The organism is Kaistia defluvii (assembly GCF_040548815.1).
Classification (GTDB): Bacteria; Pseudomonadota; Alphaproteobacteria; order Rhizobiales; family Kaistiaceae; genus Kaistia; species Kaistia defluvii_A.
Genome location: NZ_JBEPSM010000001.1, coordinates 1,716,113 through 1,743,059, shown reverse-complemented (window position 1 = coordinate 1,743,059; position 26,947 = coordinate 1,716,113). Strand labels below are relative to the sequence as shown.

Annotated in this window: 27 protein-coding genes and 1 tRNA gene; 15 read left to right on the top strand and 13 right to left on the bottom strand. The window is 65.6% G+C overall.

The window, feature by feature from the left end; translation table 11 throughout:
* Positions 1–32 precede the first annotated feature (32 nt).
* Positions 33–1,622, top strand: coding sequence for a L,D-transpeptidase family protein (locus ABIE08_RS08275; RefSeq protein WP_354550166.1), 1,590 nt, complete (start codon positions 33–35; stop codon positions 1,620–1,622).
* A gap of 336 nt (positions 1,623–1,958) precedes the next feature.
* Here ABIE08_RS08275 and ABIE08_RS08270 read toward each other — a convergent pair whose 3' ends face one another.
* The 4 genes from ABIE08_RS08270 to ABIE08_RS08255 are packed head-to-tail and all read right to left on the bottom strand — an operon-like array spanning position 1,959 to position 5,453.
* The gene (locus tag ABIE08_RS08270; RefSeq protein WP_436409512.1) at positions 1,959–2,810 is read right to left on the bottom strand and encodes a metal ABC transporter permease; all 852 of its coding nucleotides are present in this window, start codon (positions 2,808–2,810) and stop codon (positions 1,959–1,961) included.
* Positions 2,807–3,664: a metal ABC transporter permease gene (locus tag ABIE08_RS08265; RefSeq protein WP_436409511.1), complete on the bottom strand. Its 858-nt coding sequence runs from the start codon at positions 3,662–3,664 to the stop codon at positions 2,807–2,809. Before ABIE08_RS08265 ends, ABIE08_RS08270 begins: the two co-directional genes overlap by 4 nt.
* Positions 3,664–4,524, bottom strand: a complete 861-nt coding sequence (locus ABIE08_RS08260; RefSeq protein ID WP_354550164.1) for a manganese/iron ABC transporter ATP-binding protein — start codon at positions 4,522–4,524, stop codon at positions 3,664–3,666. Before ABIE08_RS08260 ends, ABIE08_RS08265 begins: the two co-directional genes overlap by 1 nt.
* Entirely contained in the window at positions 4,521–5,453 is a 933-nt protein-coding gene (locus ABIE08_RS08255; RefSeq protein WP_354550162.1) for a metal ABC transporter substrate-binding protein, read from the bottom strand. The genes ABIE08_RS08260 and ABIE08_RS08255 overlap by 4 nt, the downstream gene beginning before the upstream one ends.
* Positions 5,454–5,704: 251 nt before the next feature.
* Here ABIE08_RS08255 and ABIE08_RS08250 point away from each other — a divergent pair, with 251 nt between their 5' ends.
* A complete protein-coding gene (locus ABIE08_RS08250; protein ID WP_354550160.1) occupies positions 5,705–7,189 on the top strand; it encodes an MFS transporter in 1,485 nt (494 codons plus the stop codon).
* On the opposite strand, the gene radC is transcribed toward ABIE08_RS08250, so the two are convergent.
* Entirely contained in the window at positions 7,176–7,877 is a 702-nt protein-coding gene (gene radC, locus ABIE08_RS08245) for a RadC family protein (protein WP_354550158.1), read from the bottom strand. The two genes, ABIE08_RS08250 and radC, sit on opposite strands and share 14 nt — an antisense overlap.
* Positions 7,874–8,707: a type I methionyl aminopeptidase gene (gene map / locus ABIE08_RS08240; RefSeq protein ID WP_354550156.1), complete on the bottom strand. Its 834-nt coding sequence runs from the start codon at positions 8,705–8,707 to the stop codon at positions 7,874–7,876. Before map ends, radC begins: the two co-directional genes overlap by 4 nt.
* A 385-nt stretch (positions 8,708–9,092) precedes the next feature.
* On the opposite strand from map, the gene ABIE08_RS08235 reads away from it, so the two are divergent.
* From ABIE08_RS08235 to ABIE08_RS08225, 3 genes are all read left to right on the top strand, one after another.
* Complete coding sequence (locus ABIE08_RS08235; RefSeq protein WP_354550155.1) at positions 9,093–9,854, top strand: competence/damage-inducible protein A; 762 nt, start codon at positions 9,093–9,095, stop codon at positions 9,852–9,854.
* A gap of 96 nt (positions 9,855–9,950) precedes the next feature.
* Positions 9,951–10,448, top strand: a complete 498-nt coding sequence (gpt, locus tag ABIE08_RS08230; protein ID WP_354550153.1) for a xanthine phosphoribosyltransferase — start codon at positions 9,951–9,953, stop codon at positions 10,446–10,448.
* Between the two features lie 72 nt (positions 10,449–10,520).
* A complete protein-coding gene (locus ABIE08_RS08225) occupies positions 10,521–10,865 on the top strand; it encodes a hypothetical protein (RefSeq protein WP_266329398.1) in 345 nt (114 codons plus the stop codon).
* Between the two features lie 69 nt (positions 10,866–10,934).
* On the opposite strand, the gene ABIE08_RS08220 is transcribed toward ABIE08_RS08225, so the two are convergent.
* Positions 10,935–11,852, bottom strand: coding sequence for a DMT family transporter (locus ABIE08_RS08220; protein WP_354550151.1), 918 nt, complete (start codon positions 11,850–11,852; stop codon positions 10,935–10,937).
* A gap of 133 nt (positions 11,853–11,985) precedes the next feature.
* Here ABIE08_RS08220 and ABIE08_RS08215 point away from each other — a divergent pair, with 133 nt between their 5' ends.
* Positions 11,986–12,846, top strand: coding sequence for a LysR substrate-binding domain-containing protein (locus ABIE08_RS08215; RefSeq protein WP_354550149.1), 861 nt, complete (start codon positions 11,986–11,988; stop codon positions 12,844–12,846).
* Between the two features lie 6 nt (positions 12,847–12,852).
* On the opposite strand, the gene ABIE08_RS08210 is transcribed toward ABIE08_RS08215, so the two are convergent.
* Positions 12,853–13,551, bottom strand: coding sequence for a hypothetical protein (locus tag ABIE08_RS08210; RefSeq protein WP_354550147.1), 699 nt, complete (start codon positions 13,549–13,551; stop codon positions 12,853–12,855).
* Positions 13,552–13,711: 160 nt separating this feature from the next.
* Positions 13,712–14,674, bottom strand: coding sequence for a helix-turn-helix transcriptional regulator (locus tag ABIE08_RS08205; protein WP_354550145.1), 963 nt, complete (start codon positions 14,672–14,674; stop codon positions 13,712–13,714).
* Between the two features lie 410 nt (positions 14,675–15,084).
* Between ABIE08_RS08205 and ABIE08_RS08200 the strand changes: the two genes are divergently transcribed.
* The 3 genes from ABIE08_RS08200 to ABIE08_RS08190 all read left to right on the top strand — a co-directional run bounded on the left by ABIE08_RS08200 (position 15,085) and on the right by ABIE08_RS08190 (position 16,963).
* Entirely contained in the window at positions 15,085–15,444 is a 360-nt protein-coding gene (locus ABIE08_RS08200) for a PepSY domain-containing protein (RefSeq protein WP_354550143.1), read from the top strand.
* A 294-nt stretch (positions 15,445–15,738) separates the two neighbouring features.
* Positions 15,739–16,710, top strand: coding sequence for a hypothetical protein (locus tag ABIE08_RS08195; protein ID WP_354550141.1), 972 nt, complete (start codon positions 15,739–15,741; stop codon positions 16,708–16,710).
* 168 nt (positions 16,711–16,878) lie between these two features.
* A tRNA-Leu gene (locus tag ABIE08_RS08190) sits at positions 16,879–16,963 on the top strand.
* 12 nt (positions 16,964–16,975) lie between these two features.
* Here the strand turns inward: ABIE08_RS08190 and ABIE08_RS08185 are convergent.
* On the bottom strand, positions 16,976–17,653 hold the full coding sequence (locus ABIE08_RS08185) for a PadR family transcriptional regulator (RefSeq protein WP_354550139.1): 678 nt from the start codon (positions 17,651–17,653) through the stop codon (positions 16,976–16,978).
* Between the two features lie 205 nt (positions 17,654–17,858).
* Between ABIE08_RS08185 and ABIE08_RS08180 the strand changes: the two genes are divergently transcribed.
* Together ABIE08_RS08180 and ABIE08_RS08175 are read left to right on the top strand one after the other, a co-directional pair.
* Complete coding sequence (locus ABIE08_RS08180; protein WP_354550137.1) at positions 17,859–19,442, top strand: AMP-binding protein; 1,584 nt, start codon at positions 17,859–17,861, stop codon at positions 19,440–19,442.
* Between the two features lie 147 nt (positions 19,443–19,589).
* The gene (locus ABIE08_RS08175; protein WP_354550135.1) at positions 19,590–21,053 is read left to right on the top strand and encodes a GGDEF domain-containing protein; all 1,464 of its coding nucleotides are present in this window, start codon (positions 19,590–19,592) and stop codon (positions 21,051–21,053) included.
* Here ABIE08_RS08175 and ABIE08_RS08170 read toward each other — a convergent pair.
* Complete coding sequence (locus ABIE08_RS08170) at positions 21,050–22,219, bottom strand: FAD-dependent monooxygenase (protein WP_354550133.1); 1,170 nt, start codon at positions 22,217–22,219, stop codon at positions 21,050–21,052. The genes ABIE08_RS08175 and ABIE08_RS08170 overlap by 4 nt on opposite strands.
* A 12-nt stretch (positions 22,220–22,231) precedes the next feature.
* Positions 22,232–22,480, bottom strand: coding sequence for a zinc-finger domain-containing protein (locus ABIE08_RS08165; protein WP_354550131.1), 249 nt, complete (start codon positions 22,478–22,480; stop codon positions 22,232–22,234).
* 154 nt (positions 22,481–22,634) lie between these two features.
* On the opposite strand from ABIE08_RS08165, the gene ABIE08_RS08160 reads away from it, so the two are divergent.
* The 4 genes from ABIE08_RS08160 to ABIE08_RS08145 all read left to right on the top strand — a co-directional run bounded on the left by ABIE08_RS08160 (position 22,635) and on the right by ABIE08_RS08145 (position 25,546).
* Entirely contained in the window at positions 22,635–23,399 is a 765-nt protein-coding gene (locus ABIE08_RS08160; RefSeq protein WP_354550129.1) for an alpha/beta fold hydrolase, read from the top strand.
* A gap of 301 nt (positions 23,400–23,700) precedes the next feature.
* Positions 23,701–24,525, top strand: coding sequence for a serine O-acetyltransferase (gene cysE, locus ABIE08_RS08155; protein ID WP_354550127.1), 825 nt, complete (start codon positions 23,701–23,703; stop codon positions 24,523–24,525).
* A 115-nt stretch (positions 24,526–24,640) separates the two neighbouring features.
* A complete protein-coding gene (locus ABIE08_RS08150; RefSeq protein WP_354550125.1) occupies positions 24,641–24,856 on the top strand; it encodes a DUF3126 family protein in 216 nt (71 codons plus the stop codon).
* 168 nt (positions 24,857–25,024) lie between these two features.
* The gene (locus ABIE08_RS08145; RefSeq protein WP_354550123.1) at positions 25,025–25,546 is read left to right on the top strand and encodes a gamma carbonic anhydrase family protein; all 522 of its coding nucleotides are present in this window, start codon (positions 25,025–25,027) and stop codon (positions 25,544–25,546) included.
* 71 nt (positions 25,547–25,617) lie between these two features.
* Here ABIE08_RS08145 and ABIE08_RS08140 read toward each other — a convergent pair whose 3' ends face one another.
* Positions 25,618–26,775 carry a CAP family protein gene (locus ABIE08_RS08140; RefSeq protein WP_354550121.1) on the bottom strand — a complete coding sequence of 386 codons (1,158 nt, stop codon included), beginning with the start codon at positions 26,773–26,775 and terminating at the stop codon, positions 25,618–25,620.
* Between the last annotated feature and the right edge of the window lie 172 nt (positions 26,776–26,947).

The following is a 26,947-nucleotide window of genomic DNA, read 5'->3' as shown; positions in this document are numbered from 1 at the left end:
GCGCGGCAGCTTTTCTTGCATTCGCGACCCTATTGCCGTCGCTTCGGGCTGCCGAGGCCGCGACCGTGCAGGAACAGCAGCGCAACCTCGCCGTCATCCGCATCAATGCGATCGACCTCCTGGCGCGCGAGAAGCGGCTGCCCCTGCCGATCCAGCAGCGCCGCGAGGTGCTGCGCGCCTATTACGAGGAACAGGCCGGAGAACTGCTCTGGCTGCGCGACGACCGCGCCGAGGCGCTGGTCGCGATCCTCAACGATGCGGGCTCGGACGGATTGCGGCCGGACGACTATCCGACGCGCCAGCTGTTGTCGCTGATGCAGAATACCGACCCGGAAGACGTTCGGGGTCTTGCCCTGATCGAACTGTTCTTTTCGGCCGCCTTTCTCGAATATAGCGGCGACCTGTCGGTCGGACGCTTCCTGCCGGCCAAGGTCGATCCCAATTTCTTTCTGAAGACCCGCACCTTCGATCAGGCGGCGGCGTTGCAGGCCGTCGCCAAAGCCGACGATCTCGACGCATTCTTCGACGCCTGGCAGCCGCCGAGCAGCTATTACGCATCCCTGCGCGGCGCGCTGGCGCAGTATCGCGAGCTTGCGGTGGAGGGCGGGTGGGACCTCGTTCCTCTTGGCCCGACGCTGAAGCCCGGCATGACCGATCCGCGCGTCGCCGCCCTGCGCGAGCGGCTATCCACGACCGATGGCGCCGATCCGGCGCCGGCGGGCGGGGCCGAGGTCTACGACGCCGAGCTGGTCAAGGCGGTCGAGCGCTTCCAGGCCCGTCACGGGCTCGATGTCGACGGCGTCGTCGGGCCGGCGGCGCTGGTCGCGATGAACGTGCCGATCGAGGAACGCATCCAGGAAATCGAGCTGGCGATGGAGCGCTGGCGCTGGATGCCGCGCGATCTCGGCCAGCAATATCTGATGGTCAACATCGCCGGCTTCGAGCTTCGGCGCGTCAAGGACGGCCGCGCCGAAGAACGCATGTCGGTCGTCGTCGGCAAGCCCTATAGCCGCACGCCGATATTCAGCGACCAGGTTCGCTACATCGAGATCAATCCCTACTGGACGGTGCCGTCCGGCATCGCCGTCAAGGAACAGCTCGGCAAACTGCGCACGAATCCCAGCGCGCTTGCCTCGCAGGGCTTCCAGGCCGTGCGCGGCAAGGACGTCTACGACCTTACCTCGATCAATTGGGCGAGTTACGGGCCGGGCAATTTCCCGTTCCAGCTGCGCCAACAGCCGGGGCCGAAGAATGCGCTCGGCCGCGTCAAGTTCATGTTCCCCAACCAGCACGATGTTTATCTGCACGATACGCCGTCGCGCGCCGCCTTCTCGAAAGCCGAGCGCGCCTTCAGTCATGGCTGCATCCGCCTGAGCCGGCCGCTTGAACTGGCCCTGCAGGTGCTGACCGCCGGTGGTGTCACCGGATGGAGCATGGACCGGATCAACCAGGTGGTGGCGACGGAAAAGAACACCGTCGTCAAGCTGGCAACGCCGCTTCCCATCCACCTGACCTACCTGACCGCCTGGGTGGACGAGGACGGCGTCAATTTCCGCAAGGACATTTACGGCCAGGACGCCAAGCTGCTCGCCGCCCTGGATGGCAAGGCGCTGGCCTGGTGAGGGCAGAGTCTGCCTGACGGGTGATTCTCTGCCATGACGCTGTGCCGACCGGTCCCTTACCTCTCCCTGAGAAGATCTTCGCATACCGGAAGCCGGTGTTGTGCAGATCTCGATTTCCAACATCCTGAGGAGGCTTGCGCAGCAAGCCCTCTCGAAGGACGCACTACCTGCGGGCAGATCTGCCGGCAACTGCCTCCCTGCGTGCTTCGATACGGCCCTCCGGGCCTCCTCAGCATGTTGAGATGGTGCTTCTCAGGAGGTTGGAACGGTAACTGGGACCCGCTCGGGAGAAGCTTCGAGCCTCCACTCGCTTCAATCACTCACTTCGGCCGGAGACTAGGAGAACCCGGCTTCCTTCGTCTCGATGCGCGCCGCGCGACGGGTCGAGATCAGGAAGGCGGCGATGAAGGTCGCCGTCAGCAGCAGCACGATGGTGGGGGCAGGCGCGCTGTCGAGGAAGAAGCTCAGATAGACGCCGGAAAGCGAGGCGATCACCGCGATCGCGGTCGCGAGCCACAGCATCGTGCTGAACTTTCGCGTCAGCAGGAAGGCGATCGCGCCGGGCGAGACCAGCATGGCGATGGCGAGGATGATGCCGACCGCCTTCAGCGCGCCGACGATGGCGAGCGACAGGATCGCCAGCAGCCCGTAATGCAGCCAGTTGACGCGCAGGCCCACGACCCTGGCCTGGACGGGATCGAAGCTGTGCAGCAGCAGATCCCGCCATTTCAGCGCGAGGATGCCGGTGATGACCAGGGCGATGATCCCCGTCTCGGCGATGTCGCGCCAGCCCACCCCCAGCATATCGCCGAACAGGATATGGTCGAGGTGAACGTCGGTCTCGATCTTGGTGTAGAGCACGATCCCAAGCCCGAACATGCCGGAGAACACGATGCCCATCACCGTATCCTGCTTGATGCGGCTGTTTGCCTTGAGATAGCCGCTGGCCAGCGCGCAGCCCATGCCGGCGAGGAAGGCGCCGATGGCGAGCGGCGCGCCGACGATATAGGCGATGACGACGCCCGGCAGCACCGCATGCGAGAAGGCGTCGCCCATCAGCGACCAGCCCTTCAGAACCAGATAGCAGGAGAGCAGCGCGGTCGGCACGGCGACCAGCGCCGAGATGATCAGCGCGTTGCGCATGAACTCGAACTGAAACGGCTGCAGTAGGATCTCGAAAACGGTCATGATGCCGTCTCCAGCGCTTCCGCCGCGCGGCGGCGGGCGGCGAGCAGGCCGTGCTTCGGGGCGAAAACGAAGGCTGCGAGGAAGATCAGCGTCTGCAGCACGACGATGATGCCGCCGGTGGCGCCGTCGAGGAAATAGCTCGCATAGGCGCCGGTGAGGCTGGTCAGCGCGCCGACGGCGACGCTGATCGCGAGCAGCCGTGGAAAACGGTCGGTGAGCAGATAGGCGGTGGCGCCCGGGGTCACCACCATGGCGATGACCAGGAAGGCGCCGACCGTCTGCAGCGCGGCCACCGTGCAGGCCGAGAGCAGGGTGAAGAACAGGATCTTCAGCGCCGTCGGGTTGAGGCCGATCGAGCGGGCATGGCTCTCGTCGAAGAAGGTGACCATCAGGTCCTTCCATTTCACCAGCAGGATGGCGAGCGAGACGAAGCCGATGATGGCGAGCTGCAGCGTGTCCTCCGGCGTGATGGCCAGGATGTTGCCGAGCACGATGGTCTGGATGTTCACTGATGTCGGCGACAGCGACACCATGAACAGGCCGAGACCGAAGAAGCCGGTGAAGATCAGCCCGATGATCGCGTCTTCCTTCAGCTTGGTGCGCTGGTTCAGGAACAACATGGCCGCGGCGGCGAGGCCGCCGGAGAAGAAGGCGCCGATGGAAAAGGGCAGGCCTAGCATGTAGGCGCCGGCGACGCCGGGCACGATCGAGTGGGAGAGGGCGTCGCCGATCAGCGACCAGCCCTTCAGCATGAGATAGGCGGAGAGGAAGGCGCAGACGCCGCCGACCAGCGCGCTGACCCACATGGCGTTGAGCATGTAGCTGTAGCCGAAGGGCTCGAGCAGCAGGGTCATCAGCGCTGCGCCTCCGCGCTCTCGGCCTGGGCCAGCAGCGGGCTTTCGTCGTCGCTCAGGATGTCGATCGTACCGCCACCGCCCGCCGCCGGATCGAGCACGACATGGCGCAGCACGCCACCAAAGGTCTTTTCGAGATTGGCGCGGGTGAAGGTTTCGCGCGTCGGGCCATAGGCCAGCACCGTGCGGTTCAGCAGCACGGCGCGATCGCAGAATTCCGGCACGCTGCCGAGATTGTGGGTCGAGACCAGCATCACCCGTCCTTCGTCGCGAAGCCCGCGCAGAAGTTCGATAATCGCGCCTTCCGTCTGCACGTCGACGCCGGTGAAGGGTTCGTCGAGCAGGATGACGCGGCCATCCTGCGCCAGAGCGCGGGCGAGGAAGACGCGCTTGCGCTGGCCGCCGGACAACTCGCCGATCTGGCGTTTTCGCATGGCGCTCATGCCGACCCGTTCCAGCGCCTTGTCGACGGCGGCATGATCGCGTGCCGAGGCGATACGCATGAAATTCATGTGGCCATAGCGGCCCATCATGACGACGTCCTCGACCAGGACGGGAAAGTTCCAGTCGACGTCCTCGCTCTGCGGCACATAGGCGACGAGGTTCTGCTTCAGCGCCTTCTCGACCGGCTGGCCGAGAATGGTGATCTCGCCGCGCGAGACGCGGACGAAGCCCATGATCGCCTTGAAAAGGGTCGACTTGCCGCTGCCATTGACGCCGACCAGCGCCGTGATGGTGCCGGTCGGGATCTGGAAGCTGGCGTCGCGCAGCGCGGTATGGCCATTGCGGTAGGTGACGGTCGCGTTGGCGACCGAGATGCCGTCGGCCAGCCGGGTTCGGGCGTGCAGGGGAGCGTTCATTCCGTGGCCGCCTCGGTCTGTGTGATGCCCTTGGCGATCGTTTCCGACGTGACGCGCAGCAGGTCGAGATAGGTCGGCACCGGCCCGCCGGCCTCGCTGAGGCTGTCGACATAGAGGACGCCGCCATAGGCCGCGCCGGTTTCGCGCGCCACCTGCTTGGCCGGATTGGCTGAAATCGTGCTCTCGCTGAACACCACCGGGATGGCGTTGGCGCGCACCGCGTCGATCACCTTGCGCACCTGCTGCGGCGTGCCCTGCTGGTCGGCGTTGATCGGCCAGAGATAGAGCTCCTTCAGGCCGAAATCGCGCGCGAGGTAGCTGAAGGCGCCTTCGCTCGAGACGAGCCAGCGCCTCTCGGCCGGGATCGCTTCGAGCGCAGTGCGGATCGGCGCCACGGTGGCATCGATCTTCGCTTTGTAGGCCTCGGCATTCGCCTTGTACGTGTCGGCATTGGCCGGGTCATGCTGCACGAAGGCGTCGCGGATGTTGTCGACGTAGAGGCGGGCGGCGGCGGGCGACATCCAGGCATGCGGGTTCGGCTTGCCGGAATAGGGGCCCTCGGCAATGCCCATCGGCTCAACGCCGGCCGAGACGGTCGCCTGCGGCACGCCGTCCAGATTGGCGAAGAACTTCTCGAACCAGAGTTCGAGGCCGAGTCCGTTCCAGAGGATGAGCTGCGCGTCCTGCGCCTTCACGATGTCGCGCGGCGTCGGCTGGTAGTTGTGGATCTCGGCGCCGGGCTTGGTGATCGATTCAACGATCGCCGCCTCGCCGGCAACGTTCCGGGCCATGTCGGCGATGATGGTGAAGGTGGTGACGGCCTTGAATTTCTGGCCCTCCGCGGCGGCAGCGGCCGCCGGCGACATCATCGTGGCCGCCAACAATCCGGAGACGGCGAGGAGGAAGCGGCGGCGCGTGCGGTCGAGCATGTTGGGTCCAGTCCGTGCAATTGCGACTTACTCGCAATAAGCTGGCATGGCAAGATCGCAATTGCAACTCATTCTCAATAATGGGGCCAGGTGCTGTTCCGGCTTGGCGCGGGCAGCGTGTGCGAGCGTTGCAGACACGGGCAGGCGGCAAAGGCGGGATAGCGGCCGCCCGGCGGTTGCAAAGGGCGCCTCTCGGCGACACTGTCGGTCCCGTCACGCGGGCTGCGATGCGCGCCGAAGAGGGGAAACACATGCTTCAGACGCCAGAACAGCGGGCCATGCTGGCCGTGCTGGACCATGCGCCGATGGGTTTCGCGCAGCGCTGGTACTGGCTGCTGTCGACCGGCGGCACCACGCTGGGCGGCTTCTCGGTCTTCACACTCGGCGTCGCGCTGCCGCTTCTGATGCAGACCTTCGTCATCGATGCGACCATGCAGGGCCTGCTGGGCGCCGCCCTTCTCTTCGGCGCTGTGCCGGGCTCGCTGCTCGGCGGTCCGCTGGCCGACCGGTTCGGCCGCAAGCCGCTGATGATCCTCGACATGGCGATGATCACGCTCGGCGCGCTGATCTGCGTCTTTGCCGGCAGTCCCGACATGCTGCTGGTGGGCCTGTTCATTTTCGGCGTCGGCGTCGGCATCGATTATCCCGTCGGCAGCGCCTATGTCGCCGAGTGGATGCCGATCCAGTCGCGCAGCCGGATGATGGTCGCGACCATCGCGTTCCAGGCGGTCGGCTTCGTCCTGGCGGCGGCGTTGACCGGCTCGGTGCTGTGGTGGGTCGAAAGCGCCTCGGCGTGGCGCGGCTTCATGCTGGCCCTGGCGGGCCTGCCGCTCCTCTATCTCGTCCTGCGCCTGCCGCTGAAGGAAAGCCCGCGCTGGCTGATGGGCAAGGGGCGCAATCTGGAGGCCGCCCGCGCCATCGGCGCCGTGGTGGTCACCGACAAGGCCAAGTTGGAGGCGCTGGGCCAGGCCGCCGCCGCCAACGTGCATCTGGTCGCCAGGGACGCGGAGGCGGTGAAGGCGCAGGGCATGGCCGCCTTGTTCGGGCGCAGCTATCGCCGCCGCACGGCGCTGGCCTGCGTGCCTTGGTTCCTGATGGATATCGCGTCCTATGGCATCGGCCTGTTCACGCCGTTGCTGCTGGCGGACCTGCATTTCGGCAAGGCTGCCCGCGGGCCGGTCGCGTCGGATTTCTCCGATATTGGCGGCTCGTCGCTGATCGACCTGTTCCTGCTGATCGGCTTCCTGATCGCGTTCTGGGTGGTCCCGCGCTACGGCCACATTCGTCCGCAGGTGCTGGGTTTCCTCGGCATGGCGGTTGGCATGGTCGCGCTGGTCGCGGTGCTGTGGAGCAGCGGGACGGCGGGACCCGGCGCGATGGCGGTGTTCCTCGGCTTTGTCCTGTTCAATCTCGCCATGAACATCGGGCCGCATTCGACCACCTTCGCGCTGCCGGCGGAGCTTTTTCCGACCCAGTTGCGCGGGGCCGGCTCCGGTTTCGCATCGGCCGCCGCCAAGGTCGGCGCGGCGCTCGGCGCGTTCCTGCTGCCGATCATCCGGGCGGAATATGGGCTCGAAGCCGTTCTGCTGTTGGTGGCGGTTGTCAGCCTCGCCGGCGCGCTGGTGACGGCATGGCTGGTCGAAGAACTGGGCGGCGCGGCAAGCCTGGAGGACCGGCATGGCGACGCCATCGCCTCAAAGCCGACCGATCCGAAACCCGCCGTCAGATCAGCTTGAGACCGCGAAAGCTGGCGTGGCCGTTGCGTCCGACGATGATGTGATCATGCACGGCGATGCCGAGCGGGCCGGCGATATCGACGATTGTCTTGGTCATTTCGATATCGGCGCGCGAGGGCGTCGGGTCGCCGGAAGGATGGTTGTGCACCAAGACGATGGCCGTGGCCGATAGCTCCAGCGCGCGCTTCACCACCTCGCGCGGATAGACCGGCGTGTGGTCGACGGTGCCGACCTGCTGCACCTCATCGGCGATCAGCACGTTCTTGCGGTCGAGGAACAGGATGCGGAACTGCTCCTTTTCCTCATAGGCCATGGCGGCGCGGCAATAATCGATCACCGCGCTCCACGAGCCGAGGAGCGGGCGCTGACGCACCGCGCCTCGGGCGTAGCGGGTCGCCGCGGCATGGACGAGCTTGAGGTGGGTCGCGACCGAGGCGCCGACGCCGGAAATCTCGATGAGCCGGGCTTCCGGTGCCGCCAGCACGTCGGAAAACGTGCCGAAGCGGTTAAGCAGCGCCTTGGCGATCGGCTTGGTGTCGCGCCGGGGCACGACCTGGAACAGGATCAGTTCCAGCAGCTCGTAATCGGCGACGGCCTCGGGGCCGTTTTCGCGGAAGCGCGCCTTCAGCCGCTCCCGATGCCCCGCATAGTGGGGTACATTTTGGAGATTGTCGTCGAACCCGCTCATTCCCCGGTCGGGTAGGGCGGGCAGGTATAGCCGCGCGGCGACAGGGTGAAGATCTCGCAGCCCGTGTCGGTGACGCCGACGGTGTGCTCGAACTGGGCCGAGAGCGAGCGGTCGCGGGTGACGGCGGTCCAGCCGTCGCGCAGCACCTTCACATGCGGCCGGCCGAGATTGATCATCGGCTCGATGGTGAAGATCATGCCGGCACGCAGTTCGACGCCTTCGCCGGGATTGCCGTAATGAAGGATGTTCGGCGTGTCGTGGAACACCTTGCCGACACCATGGCCGCAGAAATCCCGCACGACGCTGCAGCGCTCGGCCTCGGCATAGGACTGGATCGCGTAGCCGATGTCGCCTGTGGTGTTGCCGGGCTTCACCGCCGCGATGCCGCGCATCAGCGATTCATAGGTGACCTCGACCAGCCGGACGGCGGCGCGCTTGACGTCGCCGACCAGGTACATCCGGCTGGAATCGCCATACCAGCCATCGACGATATAGGTGACGTCGACATTGACGATGTCACCATCCTTGAGCGGCTTGTCGTCGGGAATGCCGTGGCAGACCACATGGTTGATCGAGGTGCAGGTCGACTTGGTATAGCCGCGATAGCCGAGCGTCGCCGGCAGCGCGCCGTGGTCTGCGCCGAACTCGTAGACGAAGCGGTCAATCTCGTCGGTGGGGATGCCCGGCTTGACGATGTCAGCGAGGCCGTCGAGGCAGGCCGCGGCCAACTGGCCAGCGCGCCGCATCGCCGCGAAGGCTTCCGGGCCGTAGAGACGGATCTGCCCGGTATTCTTCAGCGGGGTGGCATCGGCATCGACATAAGTGACCATGTGTGTACTCCGTGCCCCGCCAGCACATCATCGAGTGGACGCGGGGACAAGCCTGAATATGAGATTTGCCCCCGATCTGGCGTATCGGGCCGCGAGTTACAAGAGGATTCGCGTCAGGCGGCCTCAGCGCCACACCGTCCGGGCGACGTGCCACCCTCTGTCGTCATCCTGAGGCGCTTCGCGCAGCGAAGCCTCGAAGGAGCATCCAGCAGGCTGATGCTTTCCTGCCAGCAAGTTCCTGGACCCTCCTTCGAGGCCCGGCTACGCCGGGCACCTCAGGATGATGATCGAGTTTTGGAAGGCAGTCCTGGCCGGCATCGTGCTCTCGCCCTTGAGCGCCCGGCGCTGGAAGGCTAAACCCATTCCAGACCGATGGAGTTAGTGAATGGCCGAAACTGCCACTGAAGCGGCGCCTGTCGTCGTCACCGCAGCGATCCTCGTCATCGGCGACGAGATCCTTTCGGGGCGGACCAAGGACAAGAACATCGGCTACATCGCCGAATATTGCACCCAGATCGGCGTCGACATCCGCGAAGTGCGGATCGTGCCGGATATCGAGGATGAAATCGTCGCCGCGGTCAACGCGCTGCGCGCCCGCTATGACCACGTCTTCTCGACCGGCGGCATCGGGCCGACGCATGACGACATCACCGCGGATTCGATGGCCAAGGCCTTCGGCGTGACGATCGACCATGATCCGCGCGCCGTCGCCATCCTGACCGACCATTATGCAACCGGCCAGTTGAACGAAGCGCGGATGCGCATGGCGCGCATTCCCGCCGGCGCCGACCTGATCCTGAACAAGGTATCGAAGGCGCCCGGATTCACGCTCGGCAACGTGCATGTGATGGCCGGTGTGCCGTCGATCATGCAGGCGATGTTCGACGAGGTGGCGGCCAAGATCCCGACGGGCGCCAAGATGCTGTCGCGCACCGTGCCGGTCGGCATGGGCGAGGGCCGTATCGCCAAGCAGCTCGGCGAGATCCAGCTCGATTATCCCGATGTATCGATCGGCAGTTATCCGAAGATGCTCGACGGAACCTTCGCCACCGACATCGTGCTGCGCTCGCGCGACGAAGCTCGGCTCGACGAGGCCGCGCGCGCCGTCGAGGCGATGGTGGCCGCCTTGATGCAGGCGAATGGCTGACATGACCGGAATTTCTGTGGATCGCCCGATGTGCGGATTGCCAGGCGCGGGGCCGCATCCCAAGGGTTCGCCTTCCAACACGCGCAGGAGACTTTGATGGTGGACGCTCGCAGCGACAAGGCGTTTCCCGTATCCTGGGACCAGTTCCACCGGGATGCGCGGGCGCTGACCTGGCGCCTCTCCGGCGACCAGAAATGGCAGGCCATCGTCTGCGTGACCCGCGGCGGCCTGGTGCCGGCGGCGATCGTGGCGCGTGAGCTTGGCATTCGCATGATCGAGACGATCTGCGTCGCCTCCTACCAGAACTACAAAGAACAGGGCGAGTTGAAGGTCCTGAAGCCGGTCAGCCAGGAGATCGTCGATCTCGGTGGCGGCGAGGGCGCCGGGGTGCTCGTGATCGACGATCTTGTCGACACCGGCCGCACCGCCAGGCTGGTGCGCGAGATGCTGCCCAAGGCGCATTACGCGACGCTCTATTCCAAGCCGATGGGGCGCCCGCTCGTCGACACCTTCATCACCGAAGTGTCACAGGATACGTGGATCTATTTCCCCTGGGACATGGGTCTCACCTTCCAACCGCCGATCGTCGGCTAGAAGCGCGACCGGTCGCGTCTTCTTCACGCGAACTGCACGCCCTTCGTTCGAACACGCTCAGGAGACAGCGAAATGACCGATCCGAACCCGCCCGTCGACGACGAAGATTTCGAGGCTTTTGCCGAGGAATATGAGGAACACCGCGACGCCCTCTACGACCTGATCTCGGACTATGCCGACGACAAGCAGCTCGATGACGGCCTGCTCGCCGCCATGGTGCTGGATCTCGCCGTCTCGCTGCGCATGATCGCCTATGCCAACAGCGTCGAGAAGCCTTCGGTCAGCGGCCTGAAGATGGAGCTCGATCGCTTCAACAAGGATGCCGAGGAACACGCCCGTTCGGCCAAGCAGGACGCCGAGGACTTCATCGCCGAGGTCAAGGCTTCGCGCGAAGAGGGCGGCGAGCCCAACGCCTGATCGGCGCTGAACTCGCGAAATATCAAGGCGGCGGCTCCTCTCGGGGCCGCCGCCTTTTCTTTTTACGGGTTAGCCGCGCGTCACCATGGCGATCCCGATGGCGATCGGCACGATGCCCAGGCAATCCACGAGGCTGACCGGCTCGCGAAAGATCAGCCAGCCGAAGAAGAGCCCGAGCGGCGGCATCAGGAAATGCAGCGACGAGGCTTCCGTCGCCGTCTTCTTCTGCAGCAGGCGGAACCAAAGCAGGTAGCCGCCGATCGAAGCGGCGATCACCAGATAGCTCCAGCCGCCGATGAGCGCGGGCGTCAGGCGTACGTCGCCGAGGCTTTCGGTCGCGAGCGCAACGGGCAGCAGCAGGATGCCCGCCGCGAGCGACTGGATCGCCGTGCCGGTCCACAGGTCGCCGCCGGGCTTCAGCTTCTTGAACAGGATGGTGCCGGCGACCAGCGCGACCAGGCCTGCCAGGACCAGAAGCGTGCCGTGTCCGTCCTCGATGCCGCCCGAGAGCCGCGAGCGCAGCAGGATGGCGACGCCGAGCATGCCAAGCAGCAGCCCGCTTAGCTTGAGCGCCGAGAGCTTTTCGCCCAGCACCGACGCCGCGACCAAGGCGGTGAGCAGCGGATTGGCACTGATCAGCACGGCCGTGAAGGCGGAGGAGACCGTCGCCATGCCGGAATAGCTGAGGCCGAGATAGAGGGCGCTGTTGAAGGCGCCGAGAATGGCCCAACTCGCGACCGTGCGCCGATCCAGCCGTTCCAGGCGGCCGGCGACCTTGGCCAGGGCGAGCAGGATCACCCCGGCGGCGAGGAAGCGACTCGAGAGCAGGATCAGCTGCGGACAATCCGGCAGGGCGAATTTCGCCGCCGCGAAAGCCGAGCTCCAGATCAGGCAGAAAAGCGCGATCAGCCCGAGATCGGCCAGGCTGTTGCCATGCTCGACACGGGCCCCCGGCGTTACCGCTGTTATCGTCACTCGATCCGTCATTTCCGCCTGCCTGTTGATTCAACATCCGGCCGGAGCCGGGCAAGGCATGGCATAGGCGCTTGGCGTGGCATTTGGAAATTCAATGTTCGGATGCTATTCATTCGATAATCGAATGCCTGCTCCGAGGTGCGCCATGTTCGATCTCGATCTCCTGAAAACCTTTGTCTCGGTCGTCGATGCCGGGGGCTTTACCCGTGCCGGCGAGCGGGTGCACCGGACGCAGTCGACGATCAGCCAGCAGATCCGCAAGCTCGAGGATCTCGCAGGAACGCCCCTCTTGCTTCGAGAGGGAAGGGGCGTGACGCTCACGCGCGAAGGCGAGCGGCTGGTCGGTTACGCCCGCCGCATCCTCGCGCTGTCGGAGGAGGCGCGCAGCGTCGTCGGCGCGTCGCTGGCGTCGGAGCATGTCCGCCTCGGCCTGACCGAGGATTTCGCGGTGGCGGAACTGACCGGGCTGGTGGCGGAATTCGCCCGGCTCCGCCCGGAATGCCGGCTCGACGTGCGATGCGACCTTTCCGTGGAACTGGAGCGCGGGCTGGAGCGCGGCGATCTCGATATCGTGCTGATGAAGCGCGACGCCGGCGGCGGTCCCGCCGAAGGTGTCTGGCCGGAGCGGCTCGTCTGGGTCGGCGCACGCGATCTCGACTGGAAGCGCGCCGATCCGGTACCGCTGATCGCGTTTCCGCAGGGCTGCCGCTATCGCGACCGCGCCGTGCATGCGCTGGAATCTTCGGGCCGGCGCTGGCGGGTGGCCTATGAAAGCGCCAGCCTGATCGGCATCGAGGCGGCGATCGCAGGCGGCCTCGGCGTCGCGCTGGTCGAGGCGCGGGCGGTCCGCCCGGCCTATGCGGTGCTGTCGGGCGAGGGCTTTCCGTCCGTGCCCCCGACCGAACTCGCGCTGCGGGTGGCATCCGGCGCGCGCCGTCCCGTCCGGGACCTGGCCGACCTCGTCATCGCCTTTTGCGAACGGGAAGGCCTCGCGCGCGCCGCTTGAGGTCGCCTAGCCGGCGAGGGCGCCGGCTTCGGCCGTAAGGGTGAGGCCGATCGCCTTGCCCGCGCCGTCGATGGCGCTGAACACGTCGGAGCCGTCGACGCTTTCCCTGTTCCACGCGGTGATCGCGCCGGCGCGGATATGCAGGTGCATGTCGGGCTGCATGGCATTCAGGAAGCCATGGCTGAACGAAACGCTGGTCAGCGTGCCGGTCCAGCGGTGCACGACGCCGGTCTTCACGGCCTGGAGCGTGACCGGCTTGCCGGCGGCTTCCGCGGCCTTGAGCGGACCGTCGGCGGGCTCATCGCCCGGACCGGGGCGGGCGGCGGCCGGGGCGGCGTCGAGCGGCGTGCGCGCAAGGCCATCGAGCGCCGCATCGAAGCCCTCCAGCCCGTCCAGCGCGGTGAGCTTGGCGATCGTATTGCCCTGGGAATCGAGGATTTCGAGGAAGGGCAGGACGTTCTTCATCACCATCTGGTCGGTGACGATCTGGGCGATGGCGGCGAGTTCGAGCCGCGTCTCGCGGCCCGGGCCGCGCAGCACGGCAAAGCCATCCTCCAGCGTGGCGGTCTCGATCGCGCCGATGCCTTCCAGCAAGGCGCCGTCCGCGCGCACGCCGAGAATGAGATTGCCGATGGCCGGCACGCGGCTCAGGACAGCAAAAGGTTCCACCGCCAGGGCCTGGCGATGCGAAACGGGATCGGTCATGGGAGCACCCTCTATGGCTCGTCTTCCAAAGCTTGGGCGAGCCGTCGTGGTGCCACGATTCCCCCGCGCCGATGTAGCAGCGGGAGGGAGGGGATTTGAAGGTCTAATGTTGGGCTGGGTCGTATCGCCGCCCTCGCGATCGCAGGCGGCCCTGCCGGTCCTATCGCCGGAGGCGACCCGTCAGCGCCACGAGCTCATGCTGGCGATGCGTGTTCGTCTTGGAAAAGATGGACTTCAGATGGGTCCGCACGGTGTGCAGCGACAGGTTGTTCGCTTCGGCAAAGGCGCCGAGGCTGTCGCCCCGTTCCAGCGCCAGAACCAGCCGGATCTCGGCCTGGGTGAGGCGGAAGTCGGAAACCAGCCGTCGGCGCGCCTCGTCGACGGAATCGGCCTTGCCGTAGGGGCGCAGCACGACCAGGAAACTGGCGGGTGAGGGGAAGAGCACGCCCACGCCGGTCGTGTCGGGAAGAGGGCCGGCGATCGGCAGGATCGAGATCGTCATCGGCGTCTCGGGATGGTTGAGCACCAGGTCGTCGGGCGGCGGTTGATAGCGCAGGCCGTCGCCACGGTGACGCAGCCGTTCGAGAAACAGCGCCTGAACCTCGGGCAATCCGAAACGCAGCAGGTCGCCGCTGCCGATGGCAACCGCATCGTTACGGCCGAGGATGTCAGCCAGCGCCTGATTCGACGCGATGACCCTGCCGCTGGCCGTGACGATCAGGGCGGGAGTTTCGAGCGCGTGCAGCAAGGAAACGTCCCCTCGAAAGCGGGGCGTCGCCTGCGCGAGCACCCGGTTTATGTCCAGCGATTGACGCATTCGCCCGCCGATCCCTTGCAGGATCGACCCGACAAAGCTGTGCATCTCTTGCCCGAATCTCCCATCGTAATGGGCCGCGAGTACGGCCGCGCGGCTTCCCTCCTTGATCAGGGATATGCCGGTGGCGCTATCCATCTGTCCTTCGGGGCGTGCCAGGTCATGGTAGAACTCCGTCTTGCGGAACTCGTCCGGGGGCAGCAGGTGGTCGGACCATACGGGGCGCTTGATGGTGGAGCGGATCATCAAATCGCGCCAGGGCGATATCCGGACATAGTAGTCGGCGTAGTTGCGTAGCGTGCTGTCCATGAAGCCGCTGCTGTGGATCGTCAGGGACTTGGATGCTTCATGGTCGAGGACCTGAAAGGTGACCTTCGAATCCAGTGTCTTCTGGCGAAGCAGGTCGATGAAGTCGGCCCAGCGCCCTGGCTCGAGCGCCGCTGCGTCCGCGACCTCGCCAAGCTCGGAGAGTGCCTTCGTCAGATAGGATCTGCGTCTGTGCATGCGCGCCTCGCCGCAACCCTAGGGTATTTTGTTCCGCAGTTGAAGATATGCTCGTAGAGATCGGCAGCTTTCACACCGACAACTGAAATGGGCCGCGTAAGACAGTCGGGTGTGCCTGGTCTCGTCGTGACCGTGAGGAACCTTACATCGGCGGGCCGCGTTTGCTTGCCGATCGGGATTGGCAACGCGCCGGCCCCACGTGGAGGAGATCTCCCATGAGACTTCGAATTCTACTCGCAACGACCCTCTTTGCTTCCGCCCTGATCGGCGTCGTGCCCGCGGTATCCGCGCAGGGCGTTATGATCGACGAGGGCGGTGTCCGGGTCGTCCCGCCTCAGGGCCGGGGCTATGACCGCTACGACCGGCAGGATCGCCAGGACAGTTACGATCGCGGCATCGGCCCGCGCGATGCGCGTCGCATCGCACGCGGCGCCGGCATGGCCGATGTGAACAGCGTCGGCCGACGCGGCCGCGCCTGGATCGTCGACGGCGAGGATTATCGCGGTCGCGACATCCGCGTGACCATCAGCGCCCGCAGCGGCGAGGTGATGGACGTCCAGCGCTACCGTCGCTGATACGTTTCCTTAGACGCGAAAGGGGTCCAGCCCGAAAGGCTGGGCCCCTTTTCTGTATCCGGATCACCGCTTCGGTCGCCGTGCCGCAGTGCGACAGAATGGTCGGGACGGCCTGGCGTCCAAGACATGAATCTTTGCCAAAACGCCCATGTTGCATTGCGGGACTGGAAGCCTTCGTCCGTTATCGATAGTGTATTTTCTGGCTCAGAAGCATCCGGCGCCGCGACCTTCGTGTCGTCGCGGCCAGTTTGAAATTAGTTCGAATGTAGTTTCGTTTTAGCGCAGAGATATCGCATGGAAGAGCTGTTCTCCGGTCAGTCTTACCGGGTATGGGCGGATTTGCAGAACGATGGGCCGGCGGTGGTCTGCTTCGATCCCTGGTACAACCGCCAGGATCCGGAGCGTCCTGCGTTTGGCCTGCGCTATTTCTCGACCAACAACATCAATGTCGTGGCCGTGAAATCCCATGGCAATCACTGGTACCAGCATGCCGAGATGGATGAGGTCGTCGACCGGATCAATGAGCGGCTGGGCAGTCGGCAGCGCGTCGGCTACGGCTCGAGCATGGGCGGCTATGGCGCGCTCAATTTCTCCGAGCGCCTGTCGCTCGACCGCGTGCTGCTGTTCGCGCCGCAATTCTCGGCCGATATCCGCACCGTGCCATGGGAGCGGCGCTGGCAGAGCGAGCAGGATACGCTGGCCTGCCGCTATGATGCCGTGGCGCAGATCGCCCCGGTCGGCGGCTACATCTTTTTCGACCCCCACAATCGCAACGACCAACGGCATGCCGATCTGATCCGGCAGCGCCATCCTTTGACGCCCATCAAGATGCCGTTCTCGGGCCATCATGCGCTCGACTGGTTCAGCCAGAACCGGACCATCAGCGCGCTGATCCGGTCGCTGGTGTTCGACGGCACCCGCGAGCGAGAGGCAATTCGCGCCCGGCGGCAGGATCGGGCCAAGGTCGCGACCTACTGGCTCAATCTCTCGGCGCATCTGTGGGCCAAGGGACGGATGGGTAAGGCGTTGCAGGCGGCCCGGCGGGGCGCGGCCTGCGAGAAGGGCGACATGATCTTCGCGCGCCACACCTATGCCATGTGCCTCTACGCCACTGGCGAGACGGAGGCCGCCAGCGCCATCTGGCAGGCGGCGCTCGCCAATCCCGAGGAAGCGAACCGCCAGCGCTGGCTGCTCCGCCAGTCGATCGCCGATCATGGCTGGGAGGAACTGCGCAGCGCCTTTTTGGAGCCGGCGGCATCGGCCTAGGCCGACGCGCGTCGGCGCCGCGCACTGCGGAGTGACAGCTGGGGGCAGGGCGGGTCTCGCTAGCCCTCCCGTTTTACGACGCTTCGCGACACGATTTTACACAACTGCGTTGGGAGTTGTGCAATTCCCCTATCCAGCACGTCCCCAAGATGGCAGAAAGCCGCCGCTGCGGGCGTGGCGAAACTGGTAGACGCAAGGGACTTAAAATCCCTCGACCTCGGTCATGCGGGTTCGATCCCCGCCGCCCGCACCAGCGCCAAAAAACCTAGATGTCGATGCCGTCTTCCGGACGGTCGGCGCGGATTTCCGCGACGGCGCGCATCAGGATTTCCACGACGCGGTGCTGCTCGATCGAGGTCGCGCTGATCTTCGAGGCGATCGCCGCCTTTAGGGCGCGCCGTGCATCGTTCATTTCCGGAATGACGCCGGGAATGTCGCGATCGGGCCGGTCGTCGCGCAAGGCGGCCTCGCCGCGTCCGAACCATTCCCGCGCCTGCGCGATGCGGCGGCCGATTCGGTCGAGATGGTCGAGGATCACGTCGACCGCGAGCCGGTTCTCCGCCAGATAGGCCGTGCCCATCGGCGAGATGGAATAAACCTTCTTGTTGCCCTGGCTGCTCGCCGTCGCGTGGCCCGCCTCCTCGAGATAGTTGAGGGTCGGATAGATCACGCCCGGGCTGGGGCTATAGCTGCCGCTGGTCAGTTCCTCGATGGCCTTGATGATGTCGTAGCCATGACGGGGCAGATCCGCGAGCAGCGAGAGCACCACCAGGCGCAGATCGCCATCGGCGACCATGCGGCCGACACGGAATCCGTCGCCACCTCTTCCGCCCAGCGGCGCGCGGCCCGAGACCGGGCTTTCGGGGCTGTCGCCGCGGCGGGCCATCGACAACAGGCCGCGGCCATGGGCAGCGCGCGGATCTCCCGGAGGGGTATGAGGCAAGATCGCTCCGATATCGTAAGATACAAAATCGCTAAATCGATCGCTCTTTCGCGTCAAGATATATCTTACGACATGTCGTGGTGGGGGTGCAGGTGAGGCGGCGGTCACGCTGACCTCGCTTCTGTGTCGCTCGTCATTGTATGTTGACGCGCCGTTCGGATGATGCGCGGCCCGACTGACCCCGTAGCAGAGCGAACCAGCGCCTATGGACATGCCGACTGCCATTCCCAGCCCTGCCACGCAGGCGATTCCGCTCGACGAGAAGCGCTGGCGAAAGACGCTGTTCGGCATGCTGCTCGATTCGCGCGCCCGCTTCGGCGGCAAGCGCGAGGTAATCGAGGACAATCAGCGCAAGCCCATGACTTTCGATCGCGTCGTCATCGGCGCGCAGGTGCTGGGCCGGGTATTCGCGGCGAAGACGAAGCGTGGCGAACGGGTCGGCCTGCTGCTGCCCAACGTCGCCACCGTGGCGCCGGCCTTCTTCGGCCTGGTGGCGTTTGGCCGGGTGCCGGCGATGCTCAATTTTTCCGCCGGGCCGAAGAACCTGCTCGTGGCCTGCAAGGCGGCCGACATCAAGCATGTGATTTCCTCGCGCCGCTTCATCGCCGAGGGCAAGCTGGAAGAACTCGTCGCGGCGCTGCAGGCGCATGTCGAGATCCTCTGGCTCGAGGACATCGGCAAGACCGTCAGCAAGTTCGACAAGCTGCGCGGGGTCGTCTCGTCTTGGCTGGCGCGTCCGCTGCATGCGCTTTCCCGCGTCAAGCCGGACGACATCGCCGTCCTGCTGTTCACCTCCGGCTCGGAGGGAGCGCCCAAGGGCGTGGCCCTGACGCATGCCAACGTGCTCGCCAATGTCGAGCAGTTCCTGCGGACGCTGGAGCTGAAGTCGGACGATTCGCTGTTCAATCCGCTGCCGGTTTTCCATTCCTTCGGCATGACGGTCGGCCTGATCGCGCCCTTCGCGATCGGCATGCGCGTGTTCTTCTATCCGACGCCGCTGCACTACAAGCAGATCCCGGCGCTGGTGCGCGATAGCGGCTCGACCATCCTGATCGGTACCGACACCTTCGCGGCCGGCTGGGCGCGCATGGCCGAGCCCGAGGATTTCGCCAAGCTGCGGCTCGTGGTGCTCGGCGCCGAGAAAATCAAGCCGGCGACCCGCACGCTCTGGCGCGACCGCTTCGGCATTGAACTGTTCGAGGGCTATGGCGCAACCGAAGCGGCGCCCGTCGTCTCGGCCAACACGCCGCTCTATCACCGCGACGGCACGGTCGGGCGGTTGCTGCCGGGCATGTCCTATCGCATCGAACCGGTGCCGGGCCTCGAGGAAGGCGGTCGCTTCTGGATTCGGGGACCGAACGTCATGCTCGGCTACATGCGCGAAAGCGCGCCGGGCGTCCTGGAGAAGACCCCGGATGGCTGGCACGACACCGGCGATATCGTCACGCTCGACGCGGACGGCTACATCACCATTCGCGGACGGGCCAAGCGCTTTGCCAAGATCGGCGGCGAGATGATCTCGCTGGCGGCGGTCGAAGCCTATGCGGCGCAGGTCTGGCCGGACAATATCCACGCCGCCGTCTCGGTGCCGGACGAGCGCAAGGGCGAGCAGATCGTGCTGGTGACCGATCGGGTCGAGGCGGACCGCAATGCGTTGATCGCCTCCGCCAAGGTGCATGGCGTGCCGGAAATCATGGTGCCGAAGCGGATCGTCACCGTCGAAGCGCTGCCGATGCTGGCGACCGGCAAGACGGACTATCTGGCGATCGCGGCGTTGGCGCGGGGATAGGTTTTGCGTGCATGATGCGCGGGAAGGGGAAGGCGCTGTTGCCGGAGGTTCGTTGCGCATCGTGGCGATGACGGCGTCCGCGTCTTTCGAAACTGCGTCCTACCCCAGCGGATCGAGCCGATCCGCCATGTTGCGACCAAAGCGGACATGATGAACAGCAACACCGAGCGCATTCGAAGCGGGATCGACGCGATCCTGGACCGGCTTCGATCGATAGGCTGGGTTGCGCTGGTCGTGTTCTGCGCCGCCGAGCTCGGCATTCTGACCCGGCCGCTTGGCTTCGTCGCGGCCTTCTGGCCCGCCAATGCCATCCTGCTTGGCCTCTTCGTCATTCGTCCGGCCTTCTCGGACGTCTATGGCTGGCTGGCGGCGGTGGCGGCGTTTCTCGGTGCCGGCTATCTGAGCGGTGATGAATTCGCCACCAGCCTGTGGCTGACGGCCGCCAACATACTGGGCGTTGCGAGCGGCGTGCTCCTGTTCCGGCGCCTTGGGGCGGAGGATCGGGCGCTGCGCCATCCCCTGTCGGTGCTGCGGATGCTGCTGATCTGCGTCGCCGCCGCCGGCACCTCGGCTGTGGTGGGTTGCTTGATCGCGCCCGTCTTGTCGAATTTCTCGATCCGCACCGGCATCGCGTTCTGGTTCACCACCGAGCTCAGCAACTACGTCATCATCCTGCCGGTTCTGCTGACCCTGCCGGCGGTGTGGGACCTGGAGAAGCTCGCCACTTCGCTGGTCAATTTCGAGCCCGATGCCAAGACGACGATGCCCATGGCGGCGCTCTGCCTCTCGGTGGTGGGGTCCGTCGCCATTGGCGGGCCGGGCGCGATCGCGTTTCCGGTGCCGGCGCTGCTCTGGTGTTCGCTCACCTACGGATTGTTCCCGACGACCCTGCTGGTGATGGTCACGAGCCTCGCCATGCTGGCGGCGGAGTCGGCCGATCTCTACGTCCTGATGCCCTCCGACGATCTGCTCGACAGCAAGACTTCCTTCCGCCTCGGCCTGACCCTGCTGGCGATGGGGCCGCTGACGGTCGCGACCATCTCGGTCATGCAGAGGAAGCTGCTGGCCCGTCTCGATCGCGCCGTCAGCATGGACGGCCTGACCGACATCCTGGCGCGTCGTGCCTATCTCGAGCGCAGCGCCGTGCTGCTCGCCAAACCGCGCGCCAATCTCTTTTCCGGCGTCGCCGTGCTGATGATCGACATCGACCACTTCAAGCGGGTCAATGACCAGCATGGCCATGCGGCGGGCGACGCGGTCCTGATCGCGGTGACCGATGCGATCGCCGGCGAGCTTCGGCGCCACGATCTGTTCGGCCGGGTCGGCGGTGAGGAGTTTGCGATCACCCTGCCGGACATTCCCTGCGACGACGCCGTCGCCATGGCCGAGCGGCTGCGCCATACGGTGGAGCGCTTGTCGGTGCCCGCCGGAGGAACCGATATCCGGGTCAGCATTTCGATCGGCGTCGTGCACAGGGTGCGCCATCCGGCAGGCGGCGTGATCGAGATGCTGCCGCTCGCCGACGCCGCGCTCTACCAGGCGAAAGCCTTGGGGCGGAACCGGATCATCCTCTATGCGGCGCCGAGCCGGACCAGCCCGGCAATTCTCTAGGACGACCGCCAGCCATAGATCCAGTCGTAACGCTGCAGAAGCCTCCGGCCGCCCAGCGCCGTCATGGCGAGGTCGCGGGCGGTCGCCATCGGGCCGCCCAGATGATAGATCTGTCCGGCCTGGCGGGCCGTCTTCCAGACGCGCATCACCCGGGGGCGGCGCTGCGCCTGGTAGCGTTGCAGCGCGTCGGGGACGGGCGCGTTGGACAGTTCGCGGGCTATCACGTCTGCATCCTCGATCGCCATCGCCGCGCCTTGCGCCAGGAACGGCAGCATGGCGTGCGCGGCATCGCCGATCAGCGCGATCCGGCCATCGACCCAGGTGCCGGTCGGGGCCACTTCCGTCAGGCACCAGCGCGTCCATTGCAGGTCGAGCTCGGTCAGCCGGCTGATATAGCGCGTGCTGTCGCGATCGAAGCGCTGGCGCAGAACCTCGGCGGCGCCCGGGCCGCTCCAGCTATCGTCGCCCCAGTCTTCCTCGATCACGACGATGATGTTGATCAGGCGGGCGCTGCGCAGCGGGTAGATGACGACATGGGCGTCGCGGCTCAGCAGCACGGTGGTGCGCTCATGCGGCAGGTCGCGAGGCGCGATCCCGACGGGAATGGTCGATCGCCAGGCTGTGCGGCCGTTCGGCCGGGGCGGCGAGGCGCCATCGACAGCCTGCTTCAGTTTCGAGCGCACGCCGTCGGCCACGATCATGGCGTCGAAATCGAGCGTCTCGTCGCCCACCGACAGCGTGGCGCCGTCGCGCGTCTGGCGCACCGCCGTCGCCTCGGCGCCGAGCCGCAACTCGATCCGTGGCTCCGCCTCGACGGCTTCGAGCAGGATGGATTGGAGATCGGCGCGATGCAGCAGCCGGTAGGGCGCGCCATAGGCCCGGCGGGCGCTCTCGCCCAGCGGCAGGCTGACGATCGGCTCGCCGGTCCGGCCCGAGCGCAGGTCGATCGCCTCGGGCAGCACCGCGGCGCGATCCAGCGCTTCGGTCAGGTCCAGCGACTCCAGGATGCGCCCGGCATTGGGCGAGATCTGCAGCCCCGCGCCGACTTCCGACAATTGCGGCGCGCGCTCGACCACGGTCGAGGCGATGCCCCTTCGCGCCAGCGCGAGGGCGGTGGTCAGGCCCGCGATGCCCGCGCCTGCAATTCCGACGCGGATCGACGTCATGCCCCGGGTCCGTTACGCCGCGATCGGATCGATGAACAGGTGGCCGGGCGGCGACGTCTCCGTGCCGTGCAGGCGGGGATTGAAGCGATAGAGGGTCGAGCAGTAGGAGCAGACCTTCTCGTGGTCGTCGCCCATGTCGATGAAGATGTGCGGGTGGTCGAAGGGCGGCTTGGCGCCGACGCACATGAATTCCTTGACGCCGATCTCGATCGTCACGACACCGGAATCGTTATGGAAATGCGGAATCACATGTGCGGCCATGGCGGGGGTCCGTCGGTTCGAAGCAACAATTTCGCGGACCATAGCGTTGTGATCGCGCTATGAACAGACCGGGCTCACTTCCGGCGCGGCGACACCTTGGCGCGGCCGCAACCATCCTTCATAAGTGCGCCGCAGACATCCTCGGGTTCCCCTCATGCAAAGCTTCCTTTCGAACGGCTACTCCATCGCTTATCTCGATGAGGGCGAGGGGCCGCCGATCCTGCTTATCCACGGTTTCGGATCGAGCGCGCGGGTCAACTGGGTCAATCCCGGCTGGGTCGACACGCTGGTCAAGGCCGGGCGCCGGGTCATCGCCTTCGACAATCGCGGCCATGGCCACAGCGACAAGCCGCATGACGTGGGCGCCTACCGGGTCGCCGCCATGGCGGAGGATGCGCGCAACCTGCTTCAGCATCTGGGAATCGCCCGCGCCGACGTGATGGGCTATTCGATGGGCGCACGCATCGCGGCTTTCCTGGCGCTCGGACATCCCGAGATGGTGAAGTCGATGATCCTGGGCGGCCTCGGCTACGGCATCGTCACCGGCATCGGCCCGTGGGGCCCGGTCGTCGATGCGCTGGAGACGGAAGAGCCGGACAGCATCACGGATCCGATCGGCCAGATGTTCCGCAAGTTCGCCGACCAGACCAAGAGCGACCGCGTGGCGCTCGCCGCCTGCATGAAGGCGACGCGCCAGGCGATCTCGGCCGACGACCTCGCCACGCTGCGTCTGCCGGTGATGATCGCCGTCGGCGAACGCGACGAATTGGCCGGCTCCGCCGCCGACCTCGCCGAGATCATCCCGAATGCCGAGGTGCTGGATATTCCGAAGCGCGACCACATGCTGGCCGTCGGCGACAAGGTCTACAAGGCCGGCGTGCTGGCATTTCTGGAGAAGAATGGCCTGCGTTCCGTCTGAGCCAAACGCCTGTTCGGACAACGGGTTGGCGGCGTCGGTGCAGAGGATGATTCAAGCCGCGCGGCCCGTTTCGGAACGCGCTTAGGCGGTGAACCGGACCGAATTGGCTGTGCCGATGATTTGATTTCCGTTGCTTTTTCGCGTCCGGCCGATATGTCTCTCCCCCCGCCCTGAGCGCGCATCGCCGGCGCGGGTCGTGAGCAATATCTACTCACGGATGTCTGTTTTGCGGCATTTGGCCCCCATGTTAGGGTGCTGCCTGGAAATGGCTGCAGAGATGGATGGCAGCAAGGAGACGTCAATGTCGGCCGTCAATTCCCGCCTCGTCGGCGAGGGTCTCGCCAGCTTCGATCCGCTCTGGTCCGCCATGCGGGTGCAGGCCGAAGAAATCATGCGCGCCGAACCGGCCCTCGCGAGCTTCATCTACGCGACGGTTTTGAACCATGATCGTCTGGAAGACGCGGTGGCGCACCGCATCGCCGAACGGCTGCATCATCGCGATCTCTCGGCCGAGTTCATCCGCCAGGCCTTTGCCGAGGCGTTCGCCTCCGAGCCGGACATCACCAAGGCTGTGCGCGTCGATATCCAGGCGGTGCTCGACCGCGACCCGGCCTGCAACCGGGCCATCGAGCCGATCCTCTATTTCAAGGGCTTTCACGCGATCGAGACCCATCGCCTGGCCAACTGGCTGTGGCGGCAGGGCCGGCGCGACTTCGCCTATTACCTGCAGAGCCGGGCGTCCTCCGTGTTCCAAGTGGACATCAATCCGGCCGTGCCGATGGGCAAGGGGATCTTCCTCGACCACGCTACCGGCCTCGTCGTCGGCGAGACCGCGGTGATCGAGGACGACGTCTCGATCCTCCAGGGCGTGACGCTCGGTGGCACCGGCAAGGAGACGGGCAACCGTCATCCCAAGGTGCGTCACGGCGTGTTGCTTGGCGCCGGCGCCAAGATCCTCGGCAATATCGAGATCGGCCATTGCTCGCGGGTTGCGGCCGGTTCCGTCGTGCTGCACGCTGTGCCGCCCAACACGACGGTGGCGGGCGTGCCGGCCAAGGTGGTCGGCAAGGCGCCCTGTGCCGAGCCGTCGCGGATGATGGACCAGATCGTGCCGGATCAGGCATAGTCGACATAGTTTCGTGGGTTGTAGCGGCGTCGCTCGGGGCGATGTCGCGACGGGCCTTGGCGCTTTCTGCGTCGGGGTGGCACCCGGTCTTTTCCCCGAACCTCAGGAGATCAAATTGGATCGAAAAGAGATCCAGAAGCTCGAGAGCTTCTTTCACCGCCGCTTCAACATGAAGGGCATCACCATTCGTCCGCGCCCCCGCAAGGACGACACCGCGGAAGTCTATTTCGGCGATGAATTCGTCGGCGTCCTGTTCCGAGACGACGAGGAGGGCGAACTCTCCTACAACTTCACGATGGCCATCCTCGACATCGACCTCGAGGAAGCCTGAGACGAAGCGCTTGAGGCGCCTCGTCGATCGACACTGAGGTTCCATGATTGGCGCTGGTTCAACCCAGCCGCCGGTCGTGGGGACCCCCACAAGCGGCGACCTTGCGTCCCCGCCCGCCGGTCCGGCGCGGAGCGCAACTCGCCCCGCAGCCTTGGATCGGAACTCCCCATGCCCCTGCACGCCCTTGACGGAATCTGGCCGGACGTTCCCGCCGCAGACCTGTTCTGGGTCGCCCCGGACGCGCGCGTGATCGGCAAGGTCACGCTCGGCGACGAGGTCGGCATCTGGTTCGGCGCGGTGCTGCGCGGCGACAATGAGCGCATCACCATCGGTGCGCGCAGCAATGTCCAGGAACATTGCGTCCTTCACACCGACATGGGCTATCCGCTGACCATCGGCGAGGGCTGCACCATCGGCCATCGCGCCATCCTGCATGGCTGCGTCATCGGCGCGAACTGCCTGGTGGGCATGGGCGCCACCATCATGAATGGCGCCAGGATCGGCGCGAACTGCGTCATCGGCGCCGGCGCGCTGGTGCCGGAAGGCAAGGAAATCCCGGATGGCTCGCTGGTCGTCGGCGTGCCGGCCAAGGTGATCCGCGCGCTGGACGAAGCCGCCATCATCAAGCTGCAGGGCGCTGCCACGCACTATGTCGCCAACTGGCGCCGTTACGCAGCCGGCTTCGAATAGCGGTCTCGCGGCCCGAACCAAAAGAAAAGCCCGCCGGTCCGGCGGGCTTTTGTATTTCGCAGGGCCGGAGTTCAGTTGCATTCCTGCCCCGGCTCCACAGGCCGCTTGACCTGCTGGCTCAGCACGAACGGGTTGTCGACATTGACGTTGCCGCGCAATTTGTAGCGGCAGACCCATTGCGTTCCCTGATGACCGTCGATCTCGCAGGTGGCGCGACCGCAGCCGAGATACTCGGTGTCTTTCCAGACCACCTGGGTGAAGTGGCCGTTGACCCTCGCACAATTCCGGGTGAATCCCCCAACGAAGACCGGATTGTTGAAGTCGTAGTTGTCGATTTCACAATACCAGCTCTGGTCGAACGCATCCTGATCCGAGAGCGCCGGCAGGACGGGGTTGCCGTTCTGGATGTAGTAGGCGTTGGCCAGGTTCTCGCCGGTGTCAGGGGCGATGTTGGGGTCATGGGCTCCGACAATGCATTTGCTCGCATAGGTCTGCGCCGCCTTGGCGATGGACTCACACCATTTGAGCTTCGGGACGCAATGTTGCGCCCGCCGATCATTGTGCGCCTTGAGCATGTCGCTCCATTCGGAGGGCACTTCGTCGCCGCCGTCCGGGCAATCGACAACCTTTTCAGGTTCTCCCGCTTTGACCTTGATCTGGTCGAAGGTGTCGCAGACCAGGCCGATGGCATTCACATGCTTGCCGTAACGAATGCGGGCGCCGACAACGGCTTCGCCGGTCGGACACATCTCGAAGATGCTCGGAAAGTAAGGCGAGGTGTTGCCGAGGTCCAGATTGTGTCGCGCGGTGCTGGTGGTCGAAACGCACTCAAAAACGAAGCTGCGGATCTGGCGTTCACCCCCGGTCATCGTCAGTCCGACGCCGTGAATGACGAAGCCGGGCAGGCATGTTCCGCTGGATTCGCCACCACCCGTACCGCCACGTGCCGGCAGCACGTCCTTCGCGAGGCCCGTCGCACCCGTAGTCGGGTCCACAGGCGCGCAGGTGAGGGCGATCTGATCCACCCATGCGCCGGAGCGAAGGCGAAGACCGACGAGTATCGTCCCTGAGGGGCAACTGTCGGTGACATCATGGTCGCCCACGCCGCCAAAGGGCGGGAAAGCTACGAAGGCTCGAGCTTCGCCTGCATAAAGGATGAGACTGAAGAGCGAGAAAGCCAACAGCGCAGCGAGAGCGCTGCCGTTCCATCTGGAGCGAGCGTTCGACATAAACCGCGTTCCCTCTGCTGAAAGGCCCCGACCGGAATTATGAGGCCGAGAGAATAACGCAGAAGTGACGTAGGGGAAAGTGGTAGTCAGCTTGCCGGACAAGCGGGCTTCCGTCGCCGCCAGGGCGCGGCGCGGATGGGGTGTCGGCGCGAAGAATGCCTCAGCCTAAGGC

What these genes read in the sequence shown, in the direction of transcription:
- ABIE08_RS08165 (WP_354550131.1), bottom strand. Translation starts at nt 22,480, where the DNA reads ATGGCCGCACATGTGATTCCGCATTTCCATAACGATTCCGGTGTCGTG.
- ABIE08_RS08220 (WP_354550151.1), bottom strand. Translation starts at nt 11,852, where the DNA reads ATGACGGATCGAGTGACGATAACAGCGGTAACGCCGGGGGCCCGTGTC.
- ABIE08_RS08180 (WP_354550137.1), top strand. Translation starts at nt 17,859, where the DNA reads ATGGACATGCCGACTGCCATTCCCAGCCCTGCCACGCAGGCGATTCCG.
- cysE (WP_354550127.1), top strand. Translation starts at nt 23,701, where the DNA reads ATGTCGGCCGTCAATTCCCGCCTCGTCGGCGAGGGTCTCGCCAGCTTC.
- ABIE08_RS08175 (WP_354550135.1), top strand. Translation starts at nt 19,590, where the DNA reads ATGATGAACAGCAACACCGAGCGCATTCGAAGCGGGATCGACGCGATC.
- ABIE08_RS08215 (WP_354550149.1), top strand. Translation starts at nt 11,986, where the DNA reads ATGTTCGATCTCGATCTCCTGAAAACCTTTGTCTCGGTCGTCGATGCC.
- ABIE08_RS08170 (WP_354550133.1), bottom strand. Translation starts at nt 22,219, where the DNA reads ATGACGTCGATCCGCGTCGGAATTGCAGGCGCGGGCATCGCGGGCCTG.
- map (WP_354550156.1), bottom strand. Translation starts at nt 8,707, where the DNA reads ATGGTCACTTATGTCGATGCCGATGCCACCCCGCTGAAGAATACCGGG.
- ABIE08_RS08210 (WP_354550147.1), bottom strand. Translation starts at nt 13,551, where the DNA reads ATGACCGATCCCGTTTCGCATCGCCAGGCCCTGGCGGTGGAACCTTTT.
- ABIE08_RS08265 (WP_436409511.1), bottom strand. Translation starts at nt 3,664, where the DNA reads ATGACCCTGCTGCTCGAGCCCTTCGGCTACAGCTACATGCTCAACGCC.
- ABIE08_RS08195 (WP_354550141.1), top strand. Translation starts at nt 15,739, where the DNA reads ATGGAAGAGCTGTTCTCCGGTCAGTCTTACCGGGTATGGGCGGATTTG.
- ABIE08_RS08145 (WP_354550123.1), top strand. Translation starts at nt 25,025, where the DNA reads ATGCCCCTGCACGCCCTTGACGGAATCTGGCCGGACGTTCCCGCCGCA.
- radC (WP_354550158.1), bottom strand. Translation starts at nt 7,877, where the DNA reads ATGAGCGGGTTCGACGACAATCTCCAAAATGTACCCCACTATGCGGGG.
- ABIE08_RS08225 (WP_266329398.1), top strand. Translation starts at nt 10,521, where the DNA reads ATGACCGATCCGAACCCGCCCGTCGACGACGAAGATTTCGAGGCTTTT.
- ABIE08_RS08250 (WP_354550160.1), top strand. Translation starts at nt 5,705, where the DNA reads ATGCTTCAGACGCCAGAACAGCGGGCCATGCTGGCCGTGCTGGACCAT.
- ABIE08_RS08270 (WP_436409512.1), bottom strand. Translation starts at nt 2,810, where the DNA reads ATGACCGTTTTCGAGATCCTACTGCAGCCGTTTCAGTTCGAGTTCATG.
- gpt (WP_354550153.1), top strand. Translation starts at nt 9,951, where the DNA reads ATGGTGGACGCTCGCAGCGACAAGGCGTTTCCCGTATCCTGGGACCAG.
- ABIE08_RS08260 (WP_354550164.1), bottom strand. Translation starts at nt 4,524, where the DNA reads ATGAACGCTCCCCTGCACGCCCGAACCCGGCTGGCCGACGGCATCTCG.
- ABIE08_RS08200 (WP_354550143.1), top strand. Translation starts at nt 15,085, where the DNA reads ATGAGACTTCGAATTCTACTCGCAACGACCCTCTTTGCTTCCGCCCTG.
- ABIE08_RS08160 (WP_354550129.1), top strand. Translation starts at nt 22,635, where the DNA reads ATGCAAAGCTTCCTTTCGAACGGCTACTCCATCGCTTATCTCGATGAG.
- ABIE08_RS08235 (WP_354550155.1), top strand. Translation starts at nt 9,093, where the DNA reads ATGGCCGAAACTGCCACTGAAGCGGCGCCTGTCGTCGTCACCGCAGCG.
- ABIE08_RS08205 (WP_354550145.1), bottom strand. Translation starts at nt 14,674, where the DNA reads ATGGACAGCACGCTACGCAACTACGCCGACTACTATGTCCGGATATCG.
- ABIE08_RS08255 (WP_354550162.1), bottom strand. Translation starts at nt 5,453, where the DNA reads ATGCTCGACCGCACGCGCCGCCGCTTCCTCCTCGCCGTCTCCGGATTG.
- ABIE08_RS08140 (WP_354550121.1), bottom strand. Translation starts at nt 26,775, where the DNA reads ATGTCGAACGCTCGCTCCAGATGGAACGGCAGCGCTCTCGCTGCGCTG.